We start from the raw sequence: 18,098 nt of genomic DNA on the forward strand, positions 1-18,098 counted from the left end.
TGACCCTTCCCTCTGACGAGAGTGAACCCCTCTATCGCCTCGATTGCCACAAGGGAGACTTGGACAAAATTTATGAAGGCATCGGGGACTTTTGCACGGTTCTTTCAGTGCAAGCTCCATTCTCTTCATGAAAACGGAACCGATCTTTTTATCCCGAGCGATGGCTGAAAACAGCAGGTTCAGTCGAGCAACGTTCAACACGGGCTGGGGCGACAGATGTGAAACCCACCCCTATTACGGCCTGGAACGTCACTTCGCTCTTCGCGGATTTACCGTGACGCTGACGATGTCGCCCATCACCTTCACGCCCTCCATTCGCGAGATGCGCGTCAGGAACCTGGATGGCCCGGAACACTTCACCTATGACGTCGAGGTTCAGGTGAATCCAGACAGCCAGGCCAGTCACGCGAGCGCGTTGGCGGTACCTGAAGTCTGCGAGGCTGGATTTTTCTTGGACAAAGATGGAGAGCTGGTCGAGCAGGTTCAGTACTACCCGGAAGGGGACTGAGCCCAAGGCGTCCGCGGCTCGCTGCCCATGGCAATGGGCTTCGCTGGTATTTCTGCTGGGCGCACATAGTCCTCCCATACAGACCACACATGCTTTGTAGCAAGGTCCCGCCCAACGCCGCCGGTGTGCGGCTTGCAAACCATGCGACCAGCCTGCACCCTTAGCCGGTCATCCACCACCCGAACCCCTCATGGACCCTTCCCCTAGTTCGACCCTGCTCAGTTATTTCGCCGATTTCGGCATGATTCTCTTCGCGCTGTTCCTAGTGTTGCTCAACGGCTTCTTCGTGGCCGCGGAGTTCGCCATGGTCAAGCTGCGCGCCACCCGGGTGGACGCCATCGCCGAGCAGAACGGCTGGAGCGGCCGCATCCTGCGTACCGTCCACGCGCAACTCGATGCCTACCTGTCCGCCTGCCAGTTGGGGATCACCCTGGCCTCCCTGGGCCTGGGCTGGGTCGGCGAGCCGGCCTTCGCGCACCTGCTGGAGCCGTTGCTGGCCAGCGCCGGCATCGATACCCCGGAGCTGGTGAAGGGCGTGTCGTTCTTCACCGCCTTCTTCATCATTTCCTACCTGCACATCGTGGTCGGCGAGCTGGCGCCGAAGTCCTGGGCGATCCGCCAGCCGGAGCGGCTGTCGCTGTGGACCGCAGTGCCGCTGTACCTCTTCTACTGGCTGATGTACCCGGCCATTTACCTGCTCAACGCCAGCGCCAACGCCATCCTGAGGGTGGCCGGCCAGGGCGAGCCAGGGCCGCATCACGAGCACCACTACAGCCGCGACGAGCTGAAGCTGATCCTCCATTCCAGCCGCGCCCGCGACCCCAGCGACCAGGACATGCGGGTGCTGGCCTCGGCGGTGGAGCTGGGTGAGCTGGAGGTGGCCGACTGGGCCAACTCCCGCGAGGACCTGATCTACCTGGACCACGCCGCGCCGCTGTCGGACATCCTGGCGGTGATCCGTCGCCACAAGTACAGCCGCTACCCGGTGTACGACGCGTCCCAGAACGACTTCATCGGCCTGTTGCACATCAAGGACCTGCTGCTGGCGCTCACCGCCCTGGAGAGCATGCCGGAGACCTTCGACCTGGACGAGCTGCTGCGGCCGCTGGAACGGGTCACCCGGCACACGCCGCTGACCCAGCTGCTGGAGCAGTTCCGCCTGGGCAGCGCCCACTTCGCCCTGGTGGAGGAAGCCGACGGCAAGGTCATCGGCTACCTGACCATGGAAGACGTGCTGGAGGTGTTGGTCGGCGACATCCAGGACGAGCACCGCAAGGCCGAGCGCGGCATCCTCGCCTACCAGCCGGGCAAGCTGCTGGTGCGGGGCGATACGCCGCTGTTCAAGATCGAGCGGCTGCTGGGGGTGGACCTCGACCACATCGAGGCGGATACCCTGGCCGGCCTGATCTACGAGAGCCTCAAGCGCATGCCGGAAGAGGAAGAGGTGCTGGACACCGACGGCCTGCGGATCATCGTGAAGAAGATGAAGGGCCCGAAGATCATCCTCGCCAAAGTCCTCAAGCAGGACTGACCCCCACGAAAAAGCCCGGCATCCGCCGGGCTTTTTTCATCTGCACCCTCAGCGGTTGCCGATGGCGAAGTTCGGCAGGCTGTCCACCGGCTGGGCGAACTGGAACGGGATTGACTCCAGGGCCAGCCCGACGTTGCGCTGGACCACGAAGTGCAGGTGCGGGCCGCTGCTGTTGCCGGTGTTGCCGGAGCGGCCAATGGCGGTGCCCACCTCGATCCGCTGCCCTTCGTTGACGCTCACCGAGCCGCGCATCAGGTGCAGGTACACGCCCATGGTGCCGTCGTCGTGGAGGAGGCGCACGAAGTTGCCCGATGGGTTGTTGCCGCGCCCGCTCTGCTGGTTCTCGATCTTCACCACGGTGCCCGCCCGGGCGGCGACGATGGGCGTGCCTTCGGGCATGGCGATGTCGATGGCGTAGCGCCCCTTGGGGGTGAAATGGCTGTACTGGCCGTTGGCGCCCTGGCTCTGGCGGAACGGGCCGCCGATCCACGGCAACGGGTAGCGATAGAGCTGCGGCTGCAGCCGCGGGTCGCCCAGGGCGTAGCGGAGCCGGGGCTTGTAGCGCATGGGCCGGGCGGCGTTCAGCGGCGCCAGGGTGGCCAGGCGGATGTGGCTGCGCGCCGGCAGCACCCAGTGGATCGGCCCGTCCGGGGCGCCGCTGAGGTTGTCCGCCTGCTCCAGGCTCAGCTCCACCTCCACCGGGGCGAACAGGTCATTGCGCACCACCAGGGTCTCGCCGGCGGCGTGCTTCTTGGTCTCCAGCTTCACCTGGTTGTCCAGGCGCTCCACCATGCGGTCGCGAAACACGAACACCTGGGCGCCGGGGGCGGCCTTGTCGGTATAGGTCACCACCCCGTTGGCGTCGGTGTATTTGTAGATGGTCAGCGCAGCGGACGGCAGGGCCGTCGCCAGCAGACCGCAGAAGAGCAAGCTGCGCCCAAGCATGGCCGGTACGTCGAGTGGGAACGGGGTCGGAGGCAAAGCCTAGCAGCGCATCCGGCGCCGGGCGAGACGCCGGCCGTCAGACGGTAGCCGCGGGCCGCGCGGATGAGGCGTGGATCACTGTTTGCCGAGGGCGAAGCTGGGCAGGACCCCGACCGGCTCGGCGAACTCGAAGGGAATCGACTCGACGCGGTTGCCCACGTTGCGCTGTACCACGAAGTGCAGGTGCGGGCCGGTGCTGTGGCCGGTGTTGCCGGAGCGGGCCAGGGGCGTGCCCACCTCCACCAGTTGACCTTCGTGGACCGCCACCGAGCCCGGCTGCAGGTGCAGGTAGACGCTCATGCTGCCGTCGCGGTGGAGGACCCGCACGTGGTTACCGGACGGGTCACCTTCGCGGCCGGCCTGGTCGTTGCGCACGGTGAGCACCCGGCCGGCGCGGGCGGCGACGATGGGCGTGCCCTCGGGCATGGCGATGTCCAGGGCATAGCGGCTCTTGACGGTGTGGTGGCTGAAGCCACCGTTGGCGCCCTGGCTGACCCGGAACGGACCGCCGACCCACGGCAGCGGGTACCGGTAGCTGCCCTCGGCGCCCGGTGGCGGCTCGGCGGGCGACGGCGCGCTTTCCCGCAGCAGCTGGTCCAGGTCGCGCTGCAGCAGCATCGCCAGGGTCACCCCGCCCGGCCCGGTGGGCTCCGGCTCCGCGTCCTGGGTCGGCAGCCCGGCATTCAGGCGCTTCTGCTCGGGGTCCACGTCCATGGCGCCGTAGAGGGCGTCGCGCTGCTCGGCGAAACGAGTCGGCGAGGCCCCGGCCGACGCGGGCGCCGCCGGTGCGCTGGCCGCGCCCTGGCGGTTGCCGTAGGTGACCACGCCGTTGGCATCCACGGACTTGTAGAACCCCGCCAGGGCGGGCGTCGCGAGGAAGGCGAGGCAGAGGAGGCTCAGGCGTCCGGGCATGGGTCGACTACACAGGGGAAAACCGGCGCAAAGCCTACCAGCCCCGGGTGCCGGGCGGGGCGCCGGTTGTCGAGGCGGTCTCAGGCGCCGGGGCTGAAGTGTTTCTGGGCGGTGCCCCGGGCGATCAAGCGGGACAGGTAGTCGAGCTTCTGCGGGTCGCGGTCGACGAAGCGGAAGGTCAGCTGCAGCCACTCACTGTCGGGCTTGGGCTCCAGCGCGGCGATGGCGTGCAGGTAGCCGTTGAGCCGTGCCACCTCGCCACCCTCGCCCTGCTCCAGGTCCAGCACGGCGCTTTCCAGCACCTGGGGCAGCGGCTCGCCGCGGCGCACCACCAGGTGCGCATCCTTGAGGCTGAGGGCCTTGATCATGCAACCGAGCACGCCGGACGGCAGGCGCAGCTGGGCCTGGCCGCGGCCGCCGCTGGCCTGCCCGGCGGGTGCGGCGGAAGGGCGTGGCGCCGCGGCGGCCGGGGGCTGGAAGGCGGCCGCCGGGGCCGGCGCGGCGCTCTTGATGACGTCCGCCTTGCCGCCGGTGAGGGCGGCGAGGGAATCGTTGGCGAAGGCGCCGGTGCTGAGCATCTTCGGCGCGGAGCTGGTCAGGGCGGCGAGCTTGCCGGCCCGGCTCAGGGCCTTCTTCACCTTGCTGGTGAGCTGGTCGTTGGAGAACGGCTTGCCGATGAAGTCGCTGACCCCCGCCTGGATCGCCTGCACCACGTTCTCCTTGTCGCCGCGGCTGGTGACCATGATGAACGGCACCTTCTTCAGCTCGTCCTGCTGGCGACACCAGGTGAGCAGTTCCAGGCCGGACATCTCGGGCATTTCCCAGTCGCAGAGGATCAGGTCGGCGGGCTGGCGGGCGAGCATCTGCTGGGCCTTGCGGCCGTTGGTGGCTTCTTCGATCTGGATGCCGGGAAAATGATCACGCAGGCCCTTCTTCACCAGATCCCGGATAAAGGACGCATCATCCACCACCAGCACATTGACTTTGCTCATCGACCGCTCCTACGGATAACGGGCTAAGCATAGTCCGGGCGGCCAGCGCTTTGCCAAGCCTGTTCGACCGGCGCGGCGATTCCCGCGCCGGATCACGGCCTCAGGGTTCGGGCGGACCCTGGACTTCCTGCTCCATGCGGGCCAGCCCCAGGTGGCGTACGTCGGTGCCGCGCACCAGGTAGATCACCAGTTCGGCGATGTTGCGCGCATGGTCGCCGATGCGCTCCAGGGAGCGCAGCGCCCAGATCACGCTGAGCACCCGGGAGATGGAGCGCGGGTCTTCCATCATGTAGGTGACCAGCTCGCGCAGGGCGGTCTTGTACTCGCGGTCGACGGTCTTGTCGTACTGGGCCACCGCCAGGGCCAGGTCGGCGTCGAAGCGGGCGAAGGCATCCAGGGCCTCCTGGACCATCTTGCGCACCTGGTCGCCGATGTGGCGCACCTCCACGTAGCCCCGGGGCGACTCGCCCTCCTCGCACAGCTGCAGGGCGCGGCGGGCGATCTTCGAGGCCTCGTCGCCGATCCGCTCCAGGTCGATCACCGACTTGGAGATGCTGATGATGAGGCGCAGGTCGGAGGCCGCCGGCTGCCGGCGGGCGAGGATGCGCAGGCACTCCTCGTCGATGTTGCGCTCCATCTGGTTGGTCTGGTCGTCGATCTCGCGGACCTGCTGGGCCAGGCCCGAGTCGGCCTCGATCAGCGCGGTGACGGCGTCGTTGACCTGTTTTTCCACCAGCCCGCCCATCGCCAGGAGATGACTGCGCACCTCTTCCAGCTCGGCGTTGAACTGCTGGGAGATGTGATGGGTGAGGCTGTCTGTGTTGATCATGGCGAGCTCCGGGGGCCGCGGGTCGAAAGCTGTAGGGGCGGACGGCGAGCGTCCCGAGGGATGAGGCTGAGATTAACCATAGCGCCCGGTGATGTAGTCCTCGGTGTGTTTCTTCGCCGGGTTGGTGAACAGGGTGTCGGTGTCGCCGTATTCGATCAGCTTGCCCATGTACATGAACGCGGTGTAGTCCGAGACGCGCGCGGCCTGCTGCATGTTGTGGGTGACGATGACGATGGTGTAGTTGGCCTTCAGCTCGTAGATCAGCTCTTCCACCTTGAGGGTGGAGATGGGGTCCAGGGCCGAGCAGGGTTCGTCCAGCAGCAGCACCTCCGGTTGCACCGCCACCGTGCGGGCGATCACCAAGCGCTGCTGCTGACCGCCGGAGAGGCCCAGGGCCGATTCGTGCAGGCGGTCCTTCACCTCGTCCCACAGGGCGGCGCTCTTCAGCGCCCACTCCACCGCCTCGTCCAGTACGCGCTTCTGGTTGATGCCCTGGATGCGCAGGCCGTAGACCACGTTCTCGTAGATGCTCTTGGGGAACGGGTTGGGTTTCTGGAACACCATGCCGACGCGCCGGCGCAGCTCGGCCACGTCCTCGCCCTTGCGGTAGATGTCGTGGCCGTCGAGGAGGATCTGGCCGTCCACGCGGCAGCCGTCCACCAGGTCGTTCATTCGGTTGAAGGTGCGCAGCAGGGTCGACTTGCCGCAGCCGGACGGGCCGATGAAGGCGGTCACCCGTTGCTTGGGGATGTTCAGGGCGACGTCGAACAGCGCCTGCTTCTCGCCGTAGAAGAGGTTCAGGCCCGGTACTTCCAGGGCCACCGCCTCGTCGGCCAGGCGCAGGTTCTGCTTGCCGCGGCCAAGGGCGGCCATGTCGAGGGGACGGGTGTGCAAGTCTGCCATGGGGGTCTCCGTGGAGACGCGGGGCCGGCGCCGCCGGCCCGCGGCTCGATCAATGGTCCAGCGCCTTGTATTTCTCGCGCAGGTGGTTGCGGATGAATACCGCACTGAGGTTGAGCAGGGCGATCACCAGCACCAGCAGCAGCGCGGTGGCGTACACCAGGGGCCGCGCGGCCTCGACGTTGGGGCTCTGGAAGCCCACGTCGTAGATGTGGAAGCCCAGGTGCATGATCTTCTGGTCCAGGTGCAGGTACGGGTAGTTGCCGTCCAGCGGCAGGCTCGGCGCCAGCTTGACCACCCCCACCAGCATCAGCGGCGCCACCTCGCCGGCGGCGCGGGCCACCGCCAGGATCAGGCCGGTCATCATCGCCGGGCTGGCCATGGGCAGCACCACCTTCCAAAGGGTTTCGGCCTTGGTCGCGCCCAGGGCCAGGGAGCCTTCCCGCAGGCTGCGGGGGATGCGCGCCAGGCCTTCCTCGGTGGCGACGATCACCACCGGCACGGCGAGGATCGCCAGGGTCAGGGAGGCCCAGAGCAGGCCCGGGGTGCCGAAGGTGGGCGCCGGCGCGGCCTCGGGGAAGAACAGCCGGTCCAGGGAGCCACCCAGCACGTAGACGAAGAAGCCCAGGCCGAACACCCCGTAGACGATGGCCGGGACCCCGGCCAGGTTGTTCACGGCGATGCGGATGATCCGCGTCAGCGGCCCCTGGCGGGCATATTCGCGCAGGTAGATGGCCGCCAGCACGCCGAACGGGGTGACGATGATGGCCATGATCAGGGTCATCATCACGGTGCCGAAGATCGCCGGGAACACCCCGCCCTCGGTGTTGGCTTCCCGCGGTTCGTCGCTGACGAATTCCCACAGCTTGGCGAAGTAGAAGGCGAACTTCTGCGGCAGCGACATGGCATTGGGCCGGTAGGCGCGGACGATCTTGCCCAGGCGGATCTCCTGCTCCTGGCCATCGGCGGTGCGCACGGTGAGGCTGTCCCGGTCGAATTCGCGGTTCAGCTCCGCCAGGCGATTCTCCAGGTCCTGGTACTGGGCGGTCCAGCCGTCCCGCTCGGCATCCAGCTCGGCCTGGGCGGCGTCGTCCAGCTTGCCCTGCAGCGCTAGGCGGCGGCTTTCCAGGCGCAGCCGCTCCAGGCCATGGTTGACTCGGCCGATGTCGGTCTTCTGCACCCGCTGCAGCTGGTCGTAGAGCGCGTCGACCCGGTGCAGGCGGCCTTGCAGCTCGCCCCAGGCGGCGTCGCCCTGGGCCACCGGCTGGCCGTTCTCGCGCACCTCCAGCAGGTAGCCGTAGAAATTGCCCCAGTCGCGGCGCTCCAGCACCATCAGCTCGGCCGGCCGGTGGGTGTCGCCCAGCCACTCGCCCACCACCCAGCTGAAGTCGGCGCCATACAGCTCACGGTTGCCCACCTTGAGCAGCTCGCGGGTCATGAACTCGCCGCCCTCGACGTTCACCGGCAGCCCGGCCGCGGCGAGCCGTGCCCGGGGCACCTGCTCGGCCTCCACCTGCTCGCCGGCGAGCACCTTGGCCGGCTGGCCCGGCACCGTGTAGCGCGCTTCCAGCACGTCGGCCGGCCAGAAGTGGCCGAAGCCGCGCACGGCGATCACCGCCAGCAGGCCGACGGTCATGATCACCGCGATGGACACCGCGCCGGCGTTCAGCCACACCCAGGGGGCGCCGCTCTTGAACCAGTTACTCAGGGAGTCTCGTTTCACTGCTCGCTCACCTTGCACCCGGCCGGACAACGGCCGGGTTTCACCGGAAAGGCCCACCGGGGGCCGGGGATCATAGCGACGCATATTTCTTGCGCAGCCGGGTGCGGATCAGCTCCGCCAGGGTGTTCATCACGAAGGTGAAGCTCAGCAGCACCAGCGCGGCGAGGAACAGCACGCGGTAGTGGCTGCTGCCCACTTCGGATTCGGGCATCTCCACCGCCACGTTGGCGGCCAGGGTGCGCAGGCCCTCGAAGATGTTGATGTCCATGATCGGCGTGTTGCCGGTGGCCATCAGCACGATCATGGTCTCGCCCACGGCGCGGCCCATGCCGATCATCAGCGCCGAGAAGATGCCCGGGCTGGCGGTCAGCAGCACCACCCGGGTCAGGGTCTGCCAGGGGGTGGCGCCCAGGGCCAGGGAGCCGAAGGTCAGGCTGCGGGGCACGCTGAACACCGCGTCCTCGGCGATGGAGAAGATGTTCGGGATCACCGCGAAGCCCATGGCCAGGCCCACCACCAGGGCGTTGCGCTGGTCGAAGGGGACGCCGTGGTCATGCAGCCAGATGCGCATGTCGCCGCCGAAGAAGGCGTTCTCCAGGTGGCCGCTCATGGACAGGGCGAAGGCCCCCACCAGCAGGATCGCCGGGATCAGCAGCGCCGCCTCCCAGCCGTCCGGCACCCGCAGGCGCACCGATTCCGGCAGCCGGCTCCAGAGGTAGGCCGCCAGCAGGATGCCCACCGGCATCAGCAGCAGCAGGCTGAAGATGCCCGGCAGGTGGCCTTCCACATAGGGCGCGAGGAACAGCCCGGCGAAGAAGCCGAGGATCACCGTCGGCAGCGCCTCCATCAGCTCGATCACCGGCTTCACCTTGCGGCGCATGCGCGGCGCCATGAAGTAGGCGGTGTAGATCGCCGCGGCAATGGCCAGGGGGGTGGCCATGAGCATGGCGTAGAAGGCCGCCTTGAGGGTGCCGAAGGTCAGCGGCGAGAGGCTCAGCTTGGGCTCGAAGTCGCCGTTGGCCGAGGTGGATTGCCAGATGTAGCGCGGCTCGTCGTAGCTCTCGTACCAGACCTTGCCCCACAGCGCGCTCCAGGAGATTTCCGGGTGCGGGTTGCGGATCACCAGGGGCAACAGTTGGCCGTCGCGCTCCAGCAGCAGGCGGTTGGCCCGCGGCGACAACGCGCCGATGCCGGCGCCGTCCAGCACCGGCTGGGTCAGCAGGGTGCGGTGGGCGGTGCTGTGGAAGATGCCCAGGGCGCCCTTCTCGTCCAGGGCGAGGAAGCCCTTGCGGCGCTCCTCCGGAAGGATCTGGGTGATGGGTGCATCGCCCAGACGGAAGTCGCGGATCGGCGTGAGCACCGACTTGCCGTGCTTGTCGCGGACCATGAACCATTGGCGGATGCCGCCAGTGGAGTCGCCGATCATCAGCGAGATGCCTCCCAGCAGCGGGCTCGCCGCGGTGACCCGGGCATCGCCGTCCAGCAGGCTGTAGCGGCCGTTGAGGCGCTTGCGGCGCAGGTCGAAGACATCGGCGGTGGCGCTGCCGTTGATCACGTAGAGCCACTGCTGGCGCGGGTCGACCAGCAGCGCGTGGATCGGCTCGGCGATCTGCGGCAGCTCCAGGCGGGTCTGCTCCAGGGTGCCCTCGCCGGTGAGCAGGTTGCTCTGCTTCTCCAGGCTCAGGGCGTGCAGTTCGCTGCCGGTGGCGCCGCCGACGAACAGCGAGCTGCCGTCCAGGCTCAGGGCCACGTGCTCCAGGGGCCGGCCGCGGGGGTCGAGCTGTACCGGCGTCTCGCCCAGCGGGTAGGCCAGCTCGGGGGTGATGGTCTTGTGGTTGTCCGGGTAGGTGACCTTGTAGCTCACCTGGAACGCCAGGGCGGTGCCGTCGGACAGGCCCACCAGGGCGCGGTGACTGCCCGGCTGGTCCTCGGCCACCGAGACGATACTGGCGCCTTCCGGGATCGGCAGCTGCAGGCGTTGCAGGGCGGTGCCGTCCTTGGTGGCGAAGAACTGCAGGTGGCCGAGGCGGTCCAGGCGCATCGCCACCTGGTTCTGTTCCTCGATGGCCAGCAGCAGGGGCTGCTCCTCGCTCGCCAGCCAGGCCGGCTGCATCGGCGCGCGCGCCTTCAGCTCGGCGCCCTGGAAGATCGGCAGCACCACGTGGGCGAGGTAGAAGAAGATCAGCGTGATGGTGCCCAGCACCGCCAGGCCGCCGATGGAGACATACCAGCGCGTCAGGCGGTCCTTGAAGGCACGGAGCCGGCGCTTGCGCTGCAGGGCCGGGGTATTGAAATCCAGCCGGTGCGAATTCTGGGAAGCGGTCATGATCTCGGAGCCCGGTCATTCATGTGCGCACACCCTAAAAGGGTTGTGTGACAGAAACATTACACGACGGTGACGCGACGACGCCCGCCACTGTCGGCAGTGGCGGGCGCGTCTCCGGGTCCGTCGGACGCGGCCCGGACGAGGCCGGCGCGTGCCGTACGGAGCCTGGGCTTCCCTGCCCGAGAGGCGCTTTCCTTACAGGCCCAGGTCCTTGCGGGCCTTCTCCACCACCTTGGACGGCAGCGGGATGTAACCGTCCTTGACCACCACTTCCTGGCCCTGCTTGGACAGCACCATCTTCAAGAACTGGGCTTCCAGGGGTTCCAGCGGCTTGTTCGGCGCCTTGTTCACGTAGACGTAGAAGAAGCGCGCCAGGGGGTACTTGCCGGACAGGGCGTTGGCCTCGTTGGCTTCTTCGATCTCGCCGCCCTTCTTCGACAGGGGCACGGCGCGCACGCTGGCGGTCTTGTAGCCGATGCCGGAGTAGCCGATGGCGTTGACGGTGCTGGAGATGGACTGCACCACCGAGGCCGAGCCGGGCTGCTCGTTGACGTTGGCCTTGAAGTCACCCTTGCAGAGGGCTTCTTCCTTGAAATAGCCGTAGGTGCCGGACACCGAGTTGCGGCCGAACAGCTGGATCGGCTTGTTGGCCCACTCGCCGGTCAGGCCCAGGTCGCCCCAGGTCTTGAGCTCCTTCTCGCCACCGCACAGGCGGTTGCTGGAGAAGATCGCGTCCACCTGGGCCAGGTCCAGGCTCTTGATGGGGTTGTCCTTGTGCACGAACACCGCCAGGGCGTCGATGGCCACCGGGACCGGGGTCGGCTTGTAGCCGTATTTTTCCTCGAAGGCCTGCAGCTCGTTGTCCTTCATGGTGCGGCTCATGGGGCCGAGGTTGGCGGTGCCCTCGGTTAGCGCCGGCGGCGCGGTGGAGGAACCGGCGGCCTGGATCTGGATGTTGACGTTCGGATAGAGCTTCTTGTATTCCTCGGCCCACAGGGTCATGAGGTTGGCCAGGGAATCGGACCCTACGCTGGACAGGTTGCCGGAAACCCCGGTGGTCTTTTCATAGGTCGGCAGAGCCGGATCGATGGCGGCAATCGCGTTAACAGCACTCACGCCGGCGGTGGCGAAGGTGAGTGCCGCCATCAAACGCTTCAGTTTCATGCCTTGCTCCTAGCAGGATGGGGTGGGGAGAACGGGGGCCAGTATCGGCAGGCCGCATGAACACTCTATGACCGCTTTGTGACGATTGGATGAAAGGCCAGCATGGGCGCGGCGCCGGGTTCGGCGCGGTGCCGCTGCCGGCGCCCGCCCACGAAAGGAGATCGCCATGCCCACCCCGCGTCCCCCGCTGCTGCCCGTCCTGTTCGTCTGCCTGCTGGGAGGCTGCGGCGAACGCGCCACCCTGTCGGTGGGCGACGGCACCGGCGCCGCGCCGAAGCTGCCGGCGCCTAACGCCACCCTGCTGCCCACGGTGAACATCGCGCCCGCCGTCGGCTGGCCGGCGGGCACCACCCCAACGGCGGCCGAGGGCCTGGCGGTGAATGCCTTCGCCAGTGGCCTGGACCACCCCCGCTGGCTCTACGTGCTGCCCAACGGCGACGTGCTGGTGGCGGAGAGCAACGCCCCGGCGCAGCACGACGGCGGCTTCAGCCTGAAGAAGTGGATTTCCGGGCTGGTGATGAAGCGCGCCGGCGCCGGCGTGCCCAGCCCGGAGCGCATCACCCTGCTGCGGGATGCCGACGGCGACGGCGTGGCGGAGACCCGCTCGGTGTTCCTCGAGGGGCTGCACTCGCCATTCGGCATGACCCTGGTGGACGACACCCTGTACGTGGCCGACACCGACGCCCTGCGGGCCTTCCCCTACCGCAGCGGCGAGACCCGCCTCGCGGCCGCCGGGCGCACCCTCACCGAGCTGCCCGCCGGCCCCATCAACCACCACTGGACCAAGAACGTCATCGCCAGCCGCGACGGCCGCCTGCTGTACGTCACCGTCGGCTCCAACAGCAACGTCGCCGAGAACGGCCTGGAGGCCGAGGAAGGCCGCGCGGCGATCTGGGAAGTGGACCGCGCCAGCGGCCATAAGCGGCTGTTCGCCAGCGGCCTGCGCAACCCCAACGGCATGGCCTGGGAACCCCGGGGCGGCGCCCTGTGGACGGTGGTCAACGAGCGTGACGAGATCGGCAGCGACCTGGTGCCGGATTACCTCACCGAGGTCAAGGACGGCGCCTTCTACGGCTGGCCCTTCAGCTACTACGGCCAGCACGTGGACGAACGGGTCGAGGCGCAGCGGCCCGACCTGGTGGCCACGGCGCGGGTGCCCGACTACGCCCTCGGCCCGCACACCGCCTCCCTGGGCCTGACCTTCGCCACTGGCAGCGCCCTGCCCGAGCGGTTCCGCGAAGGCGCGTTCGTCGGCCAGCACGGCTCGTGGAACCGCGAGCCCCACAGTGGCTACAAGGTGATCTTCGTGCCCTTCGCCGATGGCAAGCCGTCCGGCCCGCCGGTGGACGTGCTCACCGGCTTCCTCGACGCCGACGGCCAGGCCCGCGGCCGGCCGGTGGGGGTCATCCAGGATCGCCAGGAGGCGCTGCTGGTGAGCGACGACGTGGGCAACACGGTCTGGCGGGTGACCACGCGGCGCTGAGGGCGACGGCCCGCCCGGGGCGTACTCGACGCGCCGTGACGGGCCCCCTCGCGGCCGGCTGCCTCCGCACGGCGGCAATGGGTCGTGCCCGCCTGCAAACCCGGGCGATGGGAGGGCCGGGATGCCACCCGGGTGTCCTTGCACGAATCGAGGCCGAAGGGGGCCGGCCGGCTTTTCGGCGACGCCTCGCCAGGCACGAAACCTGGAGTCCTTCATCTGCTTGCAAGCAGTCCAGGTCGTCGATGCCTGTAATGGACAGCGCGCCCGGCGGCCACTGCGTCGGCACCCTCTTCAGGCAGGCCGGCCCAATCGAAGCCTCTCGGGACACGCCCTCGCCGGAACGGCCCGTGGCGCTGCTACCGGGGCGTGCCTGATCCCGCCGCGCCCTCGGCGCAGGCGGTCAGCAGGCACGGGTCGGCTCAGCGCTGGCGGCGCAGCAGGTACAGCCCCACCGCCAGGCCCAGGCCGCACAGGGCGATCACGTAATAGGCCGGCCCCAGGGGGCTGTACTTGAGCAGCAGGGCCACGGCCATGGGGGTCAGCCCGCCGAAGATGGCGTAGGCCAGGTTGTAGGAGAAGGACAGCCCGGAGAAGCGCACCACCGGCGGGAACGCGCGGACCATCACGTAGGGCACCGCGCCGATCACGCCGACGCACAGGCCGGTCAGGGCGTAGAGCGGGAACAGCCAGTCCGGATGGGCCTTGAGCTGGGTGTAGAAGGTCCAGGCGCTGGCCGCCAGCAGCAGGCTGCCCACCACGAAGGTGCGCCCGGCGCCGAAGCGGTCAGCCGAAGCGCCGGAGAGGATGCAGCCGCCGGTGAGGAAGAGGATCGCCAGGCTGTTGGCCTTCAGCGCGGTGGCGGCGTCGAAGCCGTAGCCACTCTGCAGCACGTTGGGGGTCATCAGGATCACCACCACGATGCCGGCGGACAGCACCCAGGTCAGCAGCATGGACAGCACCACCGCCTCGCGGTGATCGCGCACCACCGTCTTCAGCGGGATCTCCGCGGCCAGGGCCTTGCGCGCCTGCAGCTCGGCGAACACCGGGGTCTCGTGGAGCCAGCGGCGCAGGTAGACGGAGAACAGCCCGAACACGCCGCCGACGATGAACGGGATGCGCCAGGCGAAGGCCTGCACTTCAGCGGGGTCGTAGAGGCTGTTGATCAGGGTCGCCATCAGCGAGCCCAGCAGGATGCCGAAGGTCAGCCCGCTGGTGAGGGTGCCGCAGGCGTAGCCGACGTGGCGCGCCGGCACGTGCTCGGCGACGAACACCCAGGCGCCGGGCACCTCGCCGCCGATCGCCGCGCCCTGGATGATCCGCAGCAGCAGCAGCGCCAGGGGCGCGAGGATGCCGATCTGGGCATAGGTGGGCAGCAGGCCCATCAGCAGGGTCGGCACCGCCATCAGGAAGATGCTCAGGGTGAACATGCGCTTGCGCCCCAGCAGGTCGCCGAAGTGCGCCATGACGATGCCGCCCAGGGGCCGCGCCAGGTAGCCGGCGGCGAAGATGCCGAAGGTCTGGAACAGCCGCAGCCATTCCGGCATCTCGGTGGGGAAGAACAGCTTGCCCACCACCGTGGCGAAGAACACGAAGATGATGAAGTCGTAGAACTCGAGGGCGCCGCCCAGGGCGGACAGGGAAAGGGTCTTGTAGTCGTTGCGGGTCAGGGCGCGCGATGGCGGCGCGGCGGTGAGATCGGGCACGGATGACATGGCGGTGAGGCTTCTCATTGGAGTTATGGGCCGGACGGCGCCGGTCCCGCACGATAACAAATCGGCCGGGGCATACCCAGCCTGGACGCACGGCCCTGGCGAAGGCCTGGGCGGCGGTCGTCGGCGACCGTGGCTGCCGATATACTGCGGCGCGTAGCCGCTCTGCGACGGGGCGCTTCGCCACCACGCGGAAACCCGCGCCAGCGGGCGGATAACCTGCGATAGTGACCCGGCAGCGGCCGCCACCGTCCGCAAGGCGGACCGCAACGACGTCCGCCACCGACCCTCCGCGCCTGACCCGCCGGAAGCGCCACCAGAAGAATCGAGGGGTAGAGGCACCCCAGGCATGATCGAACTCGAACAAGAAGACCCCATCCCCCAGGGCGACCTGGCCTTGCAGATCACCGCGCTGCCGCGGGAAACCAACGGTTTCGGCGACATCTTCGGCGGCTGGCTGGTGGCCCAGATGGACCTGGCCGGCACCGCCATGGCCAGCAAGGTCGCCGGCGGCCGGGTGGCCACGGTGGCCATCGACCGCATGGCGTTCCTGGTCCCGGTGGCGGTGGGCGCGCAGCTGTCCTTCTATACCCAGGCCCTGGAGATCGGCCGCAGCTCGATCCGCATGCTGGTGGAGGTGTGGAGTGACGACCCCCTGTCCAGCGAATGGCGCAAGGTCACCGAAGCGGTGTTCGTCTTCGTCGCCATCGACGGCAGCGGCCGCACCCGCCCGGTCCCGCCGCGCCGCTAACCGCTGTACCCCGGCCGCCCCGGCGGCCGCGTGCCCTTCCTAACGCCGGCGACGGAACCTTCGCCGGCGAGCCTTGCCCCACGCTCATCCTCACGCCTCCAGGAGATTCCCCCATGCCCTTCGCCAACGCATCCGGCGCCCAGGTCGAGCGCCTGCAACGGGACGAGCTGACCTGCTGGCGCGTGCGCCAGGGCGGTGCGGAGCTGCTGGTGGCCCAGCAGGGCGCGCAGGTGCTGGCCTACGGTCGCGTGGACCAGCCGCCGCTGATCTGGCTCAGCGAAGACGCCGCGTTCCGCCGCGGCCAGTCGGTGCGCGGTGGCGTGCCGGTGTGCTGGCCTTGGTTCGGCGACTTGCGGCGAAACCCGGAGGCGGTGCAGGCCGCCTACGCCAGCGAGGACGCGGCGCCGGCCCATGGTCTGGTGCGCGGCCTGGACTGGCAGCTGGAGGACGTGGAGCAGCAGGACGGCGCAGTGACCCTGCACTTCACCCTCGACACCCGCGCCGAGCCGCTGCCCCACTGGCCCCAGGCGGTGCAGCCGAGCCTGCGCATCCGCCTCGACGAGCGCCTGCACCTCCACCTGGAGAACCACAACCTTGGCCCGCGGCCGGTGACCGTCAGCCAGGCCCTGCACACCTATTTCGCCGTCAGTGACATTCACCGGGTACGGGTCGAGGGCCTGGCGGGCGCCCGCTACCTGGACACCCTGCGGGACTGGCGCCCGGAGACCCAGGCCGGCGCCCTCGCCTTCGAGGGCGAGACCGACCGCCTCTACCTGGACGTGCCGCCGCGCCTGAGCCTGGTGGACGAGGGCTGGGGCCGGCGCGTCCAGGTGGAGAGCCTGGATTCCCGGTCGGCGATCCTCTGGAACCCGTGGATCGACAAGGGCGCGCGCCTCAGCCAGTTCGCCGACGACGCCTGGCAGCGCATGCTCTGCATCGAGACCGCGCGGGTGCTGGACGACGTGCTGGTGCTGGCTCCCGGCGAGCGCCACCGCATGGGCGTCAGCCTCTGGAGCGAGCCGCTCTAGCCGACGGCCCCGAAGCGGCGCGGCTCGCGGCCGCCCCGCTTCGCCGGTATCCTGCGGGACTCACCTGACCGGGCGCCGAGCCCACGGTGCCTCCGCAGCGCCCAACCCGACGAGGCCGAATGACCGAATCCCCCCTTCCGACCCGGTGGGACCGCCTGCTCAAGGGCGCCCTCTGCTACCTGGTGTGCCTGGTGATGCTGGTGGCCTCGGCGCTGATCGTCCGCGACCGCCAGCAGCTGCTGGCCACCGGCCTACGGGCCGAGGGCGTGGTGGTCGGCCACCCCCACGGTTGGGCTCACCCGGAGATCCGCTTCCAGCTGCCCGGTGGCGAGCCGGTGGTGTTCTCCCAGGGCGGCTTTCACACCGGCTACGCCCTGGGCGAGACAGTCTCCGTGCGCTACCTGGCCGAGCGCCCCCGGGCATCGGCCGTGGTGGAAGAGCCCATGCCCCTGTGGGGGGCGCTGGGCCTGCCCCTGGTGATGGCGGTGTTCTTCTTCTGCGCCGGACGCCGATTCTGGAGCGCCCCGCGCCCGGCGGTGCGCTGACGCACCGGCCGGTACACCTGTTTGACTCGCGATCGGGTGTGACCGGATCAGCCTGCCCGGGCGGGCGCAGGCCCTCTCCCGGCAGCCGGCCGCTTCACGGCATGTCGCTGTCTTCCACCAGGCGGACCTGCTGGGCGTCCAGGGCGTAGGCAGCATCGGCCAGGTCGTTGCTGACTTTTTCCACCTTCAGCGCGCCGCTGACCCACAGCGGGTTGTAGATATCGTCCAGGCGGATGCCCTTGGGGTAGCGCACCAGCACGATCTGGTTCGGCGGCGGCGGCGGAACGTGGATGCAGGCGCCGGGATAGGGCACCAGGAAGAACAGGGTGCTGCGGCCCTTGGCGTCGGTCTCCAGGGGCACCGGGTAGCCGCCCAGGCGCAGGCGCTTGCCGTTCAGGGCCGCCACGGTGTGGCTGGAGTACATCACCGGCGGCATGTCCTGGCCCTGCTTGAGGCCACCCTTGGCGGCGAAATTGCCGTCTGCCTCGGGGGTGTCGTGGCTGATCTCGGGCATGTCCTCCAGGGCCTGGCGGTCTTCCGGAGGCAGCAGGTCCAGCCAGTCGGTTTCCGGCAGTTCGGCGCGGGCCAGGGTAGCGACGAGGACCAGCAGGAGAAGGGGCAGGCGGCGCATCGGAAGGGCCTCGGCGGGGAAAGCGCGAAGGCTACCCCGCCGGACCGCGCCTGCCTAGCGCGCCCCGGCGGATGCCGGGACA

The 18,098-nt window shown here is 68.9% G+C and carries 16 protein-coding genes; 6 read left to right on the forward strand and 10 right to left on the reverse strand.

What is annotated here, in order from left to right; translation table 11 throughout:
- The first annotated feature begins 127 nt into the window (after positions 1-127).
- Complete coding sequence (locus tag FM069_RS17595) at positions 128-508, forward strand: hypothetical protein (protein WP_143489689.1); 381 nt, start codon at positions 128-130, stop codon at positions 506-508.
- Positions 509-698: 190 nt separating this feature from the next.
- Positions 699-2,039 carry a hemolysin family protein gene (locus tag FM069_RS17600; protein ID WP_143489690.1) on the forward strand — a complete coding sequence of 447 codons (1,341 nt, stop codon included), beginning with the start codon at positions 699-701 and terminating at the stop codon, positions 2,037-2,039.
- A gap of 48 nt (positions 2,040-2,087) precedes the next feature.
- Here FM069_RS17600 and FM069_RS17605 read toward each other — a convergent pair whose 3' ends face one another.
- From FM069_RS17605 to FM069_RS17640, 8 genes are all read right to left on the reverse strand, one after another.
- Positions 2,088-2,984 (reverse strand): peptidoglycan DD-metalloendopeptidase family protein, encoded by an 897-nt coding sequence (locus FM069_RS17605; protein WP_143489691.1) that lies wholly within the window; start codon positions 2,982-2,984, stop codon positions 2,088-2,090.
- A 114-nt stretch (positions 2,985-3,098) separates the two neighbouring features.
- The gene (locus tag FM069_RS17610) at positions 3,099-3,935 is read right to left on the reverse strand and encodes a peptidoglycan DD-metalloendopeptidase family protein (RefSeq protein ID WP_143489692.1); all 837 of its coding nucleotides are present in this window, start codon (positions 3,933-3,935) and stop codon (positions 3,099-3,101) included.
- A gap of 80 nt (positions 3,936-4,015) precedes the next feature.
- Positions 4,016-4,927, reverse strand: coding sequence for a response regulator (locus FM069_RS17615; RefSeq protein WP_143489693.1), 912 nt, complete (start codon positions 4,925-4,927; stop codon positions 4,016-4,018).
- Positions 4,928-5,027: 100 nt separating this feature from the next.
- Positions 5,028-5,756: a phosphate signaling complex protein PhoU gene (phoU, locus tag FM069_RS17620; protein ID WP_143489694.1), complete on the reverse strand. Its 729-nt coding sequence runs from the start codon at positions 5,754-5,756 to the stop codon at positions 5,028-5,030.
- A 72-nt stretch (positions 5,757-5,828) separates the two neighbouring features.
- Positions 5,829-6,659, reverse strand: coding sequence for a phosphate ABC transporter ATP-binding protein PstB (pstB, locus tag FM069_RS17625; RefSeq protein WP_143489695.1), 831 nt, complete (start codon positions 6,657-6,659; stop codon positions 5,829-5,831).
- A gap of 49 nt (positions 6,660-6,708) precedes the next feature.
- Positions 6,709-8,379: a phosphate ABC transporter permease PstA gene (gene pstA, locus FM069_RS17630; protein ID WP_143489696.1), complete on the reverse strand. Its 1,671-nt coding sequence runs from the start codon at positions 8,377-8,379 to the stop codon at positions 6,709-6,711.
- Positions 8,380-8,449: 70 nt separating this feature from the next.
- Positions 8,450-10,705 (reverse strand): ABC transporter permease subunit, encoded by a 2,256-nt coding sequence (locus FM069_RS17635; protein ID WP_143489697.1) that lies wholly within the window; start codon positions 10,703-10,705, stop codon positions 8,450-8,452.
- A 195-nt stretch (positions 10,706-10,900) separates the two neighbouring features.
- Positions 10,901-11,869: a phosphate ABC transporter substrate-binding protein PstS family protein gene (locus tag FM069_RS17640; RefSeq protein WP_143489698.1), complete on the reverse strand. Its 969-nt coding sequence runs from the start codon at positions 11,867-11,869 to the stop codon at positions 10,901-10,903.
- A gap of 166 nt (positions 11,870-12,035) precedes the next feature.
- On the opposite strand from FM069_RS17640, the gene FM069_RS17645 reads away from it, so the two are divergent.
- Entirely contained in the window at positions 12,036-13,352 is a 1,317-nt protein-coding gene (locus tag FM069_RS17645; protein ID WP_143489699.1) for a PQQ-dependent sugar dehydrogenase, read from the forward strand.
- A 419-nt stretch (positions 13,353-13,771) separates the two neighbouring features.
- Here the strand turns inward: FM069_RS17645 and FM069_RS17650 are convergent, their stop codons facing one another.
- A complete protein-coding gene (locus FM069_RS17650) occupies positions 13,772-15,064 on the reverse strand; it encodes an MFS transporter (RefSeq protein WP_143489700.1) in 1,293 nt (430 codons plus the stop codon).
- A 346-nt stretch (positions 15,065-15,410) separates the two neighbouring features.
- Between FM069_RS17650 and FM069_RS17655 the strand changes: the two genes are divergently transcribed.
- The 3 genes from FM069_RS17655 to FM069_RS17665 all read left to right on the forward strand — a co-directional run bounded on the left by FM069_RS17655 (position 15,411) and on the right by FM069_RS17665 (position 17,385).
- Positions 15,411-15,812: an acyl-CoA thioesterase gene (locus FM069_RS17655; RefSeq protein ID WP_143489701.1), complete on the forward strand. Its 402-nt coding sequence runs from the start codon at positions 15,411-15,413 to the stop codon at positions 15,810-15,812.
- Positions 15,813-15,925: 113 nt separating this feature from the next.
- A complete protein-coding gene (locus FM069_RS17660; protein ID WP_143489702.1) occupies positions 15,926-16,840 on the forward strand; it encodes a D-hexose-6-phosphate mutarotase in 915 nt (304 codons plus the stop codon).
- A gap of 119 nt (positions 16,841-16,959) precedes the next feature.
- Complete coding sequence (locus FM069_RS17665) at positions 16,960-17,385, forward strand: DUF3592 domain-containing protein (RefSeq protein WP_143489703.1); 426 nt, start codon at positions 16,960-16,962, stop codon at positions 17,383-17,385.
- Positions 17,386-17,479: 94 nt separating this feature from the next.
- On the opposite strand, the gene FM069_RS17670 is transcribed toward FM069_RS17665, so the two are convergent.
- Complete coding sequence (locus FM069_RS17670) at positions 17,480-18,016, reverse strand: DUF3299 domain-containing protein (protein WP_143489704.1); 537 nt, start codon at positions 18,014-18,016, stop codon at positions 17,480-17,482.
- Between the last annotated feature and the right edge of the window lie 82 nt (positions 18,017-18,098).

This window comes from Pseudomonas mangiferae (assembly GCF_007109405.1).
In the GTDB taxonomy this organism is placed as follows: Bacteria; Pseudomonadota; Gammaproteobacteria; order Pseudomonadales; family Pseudomonadaceae; genus Pseudomonas_T; species Pseudomonas_T mangiferae.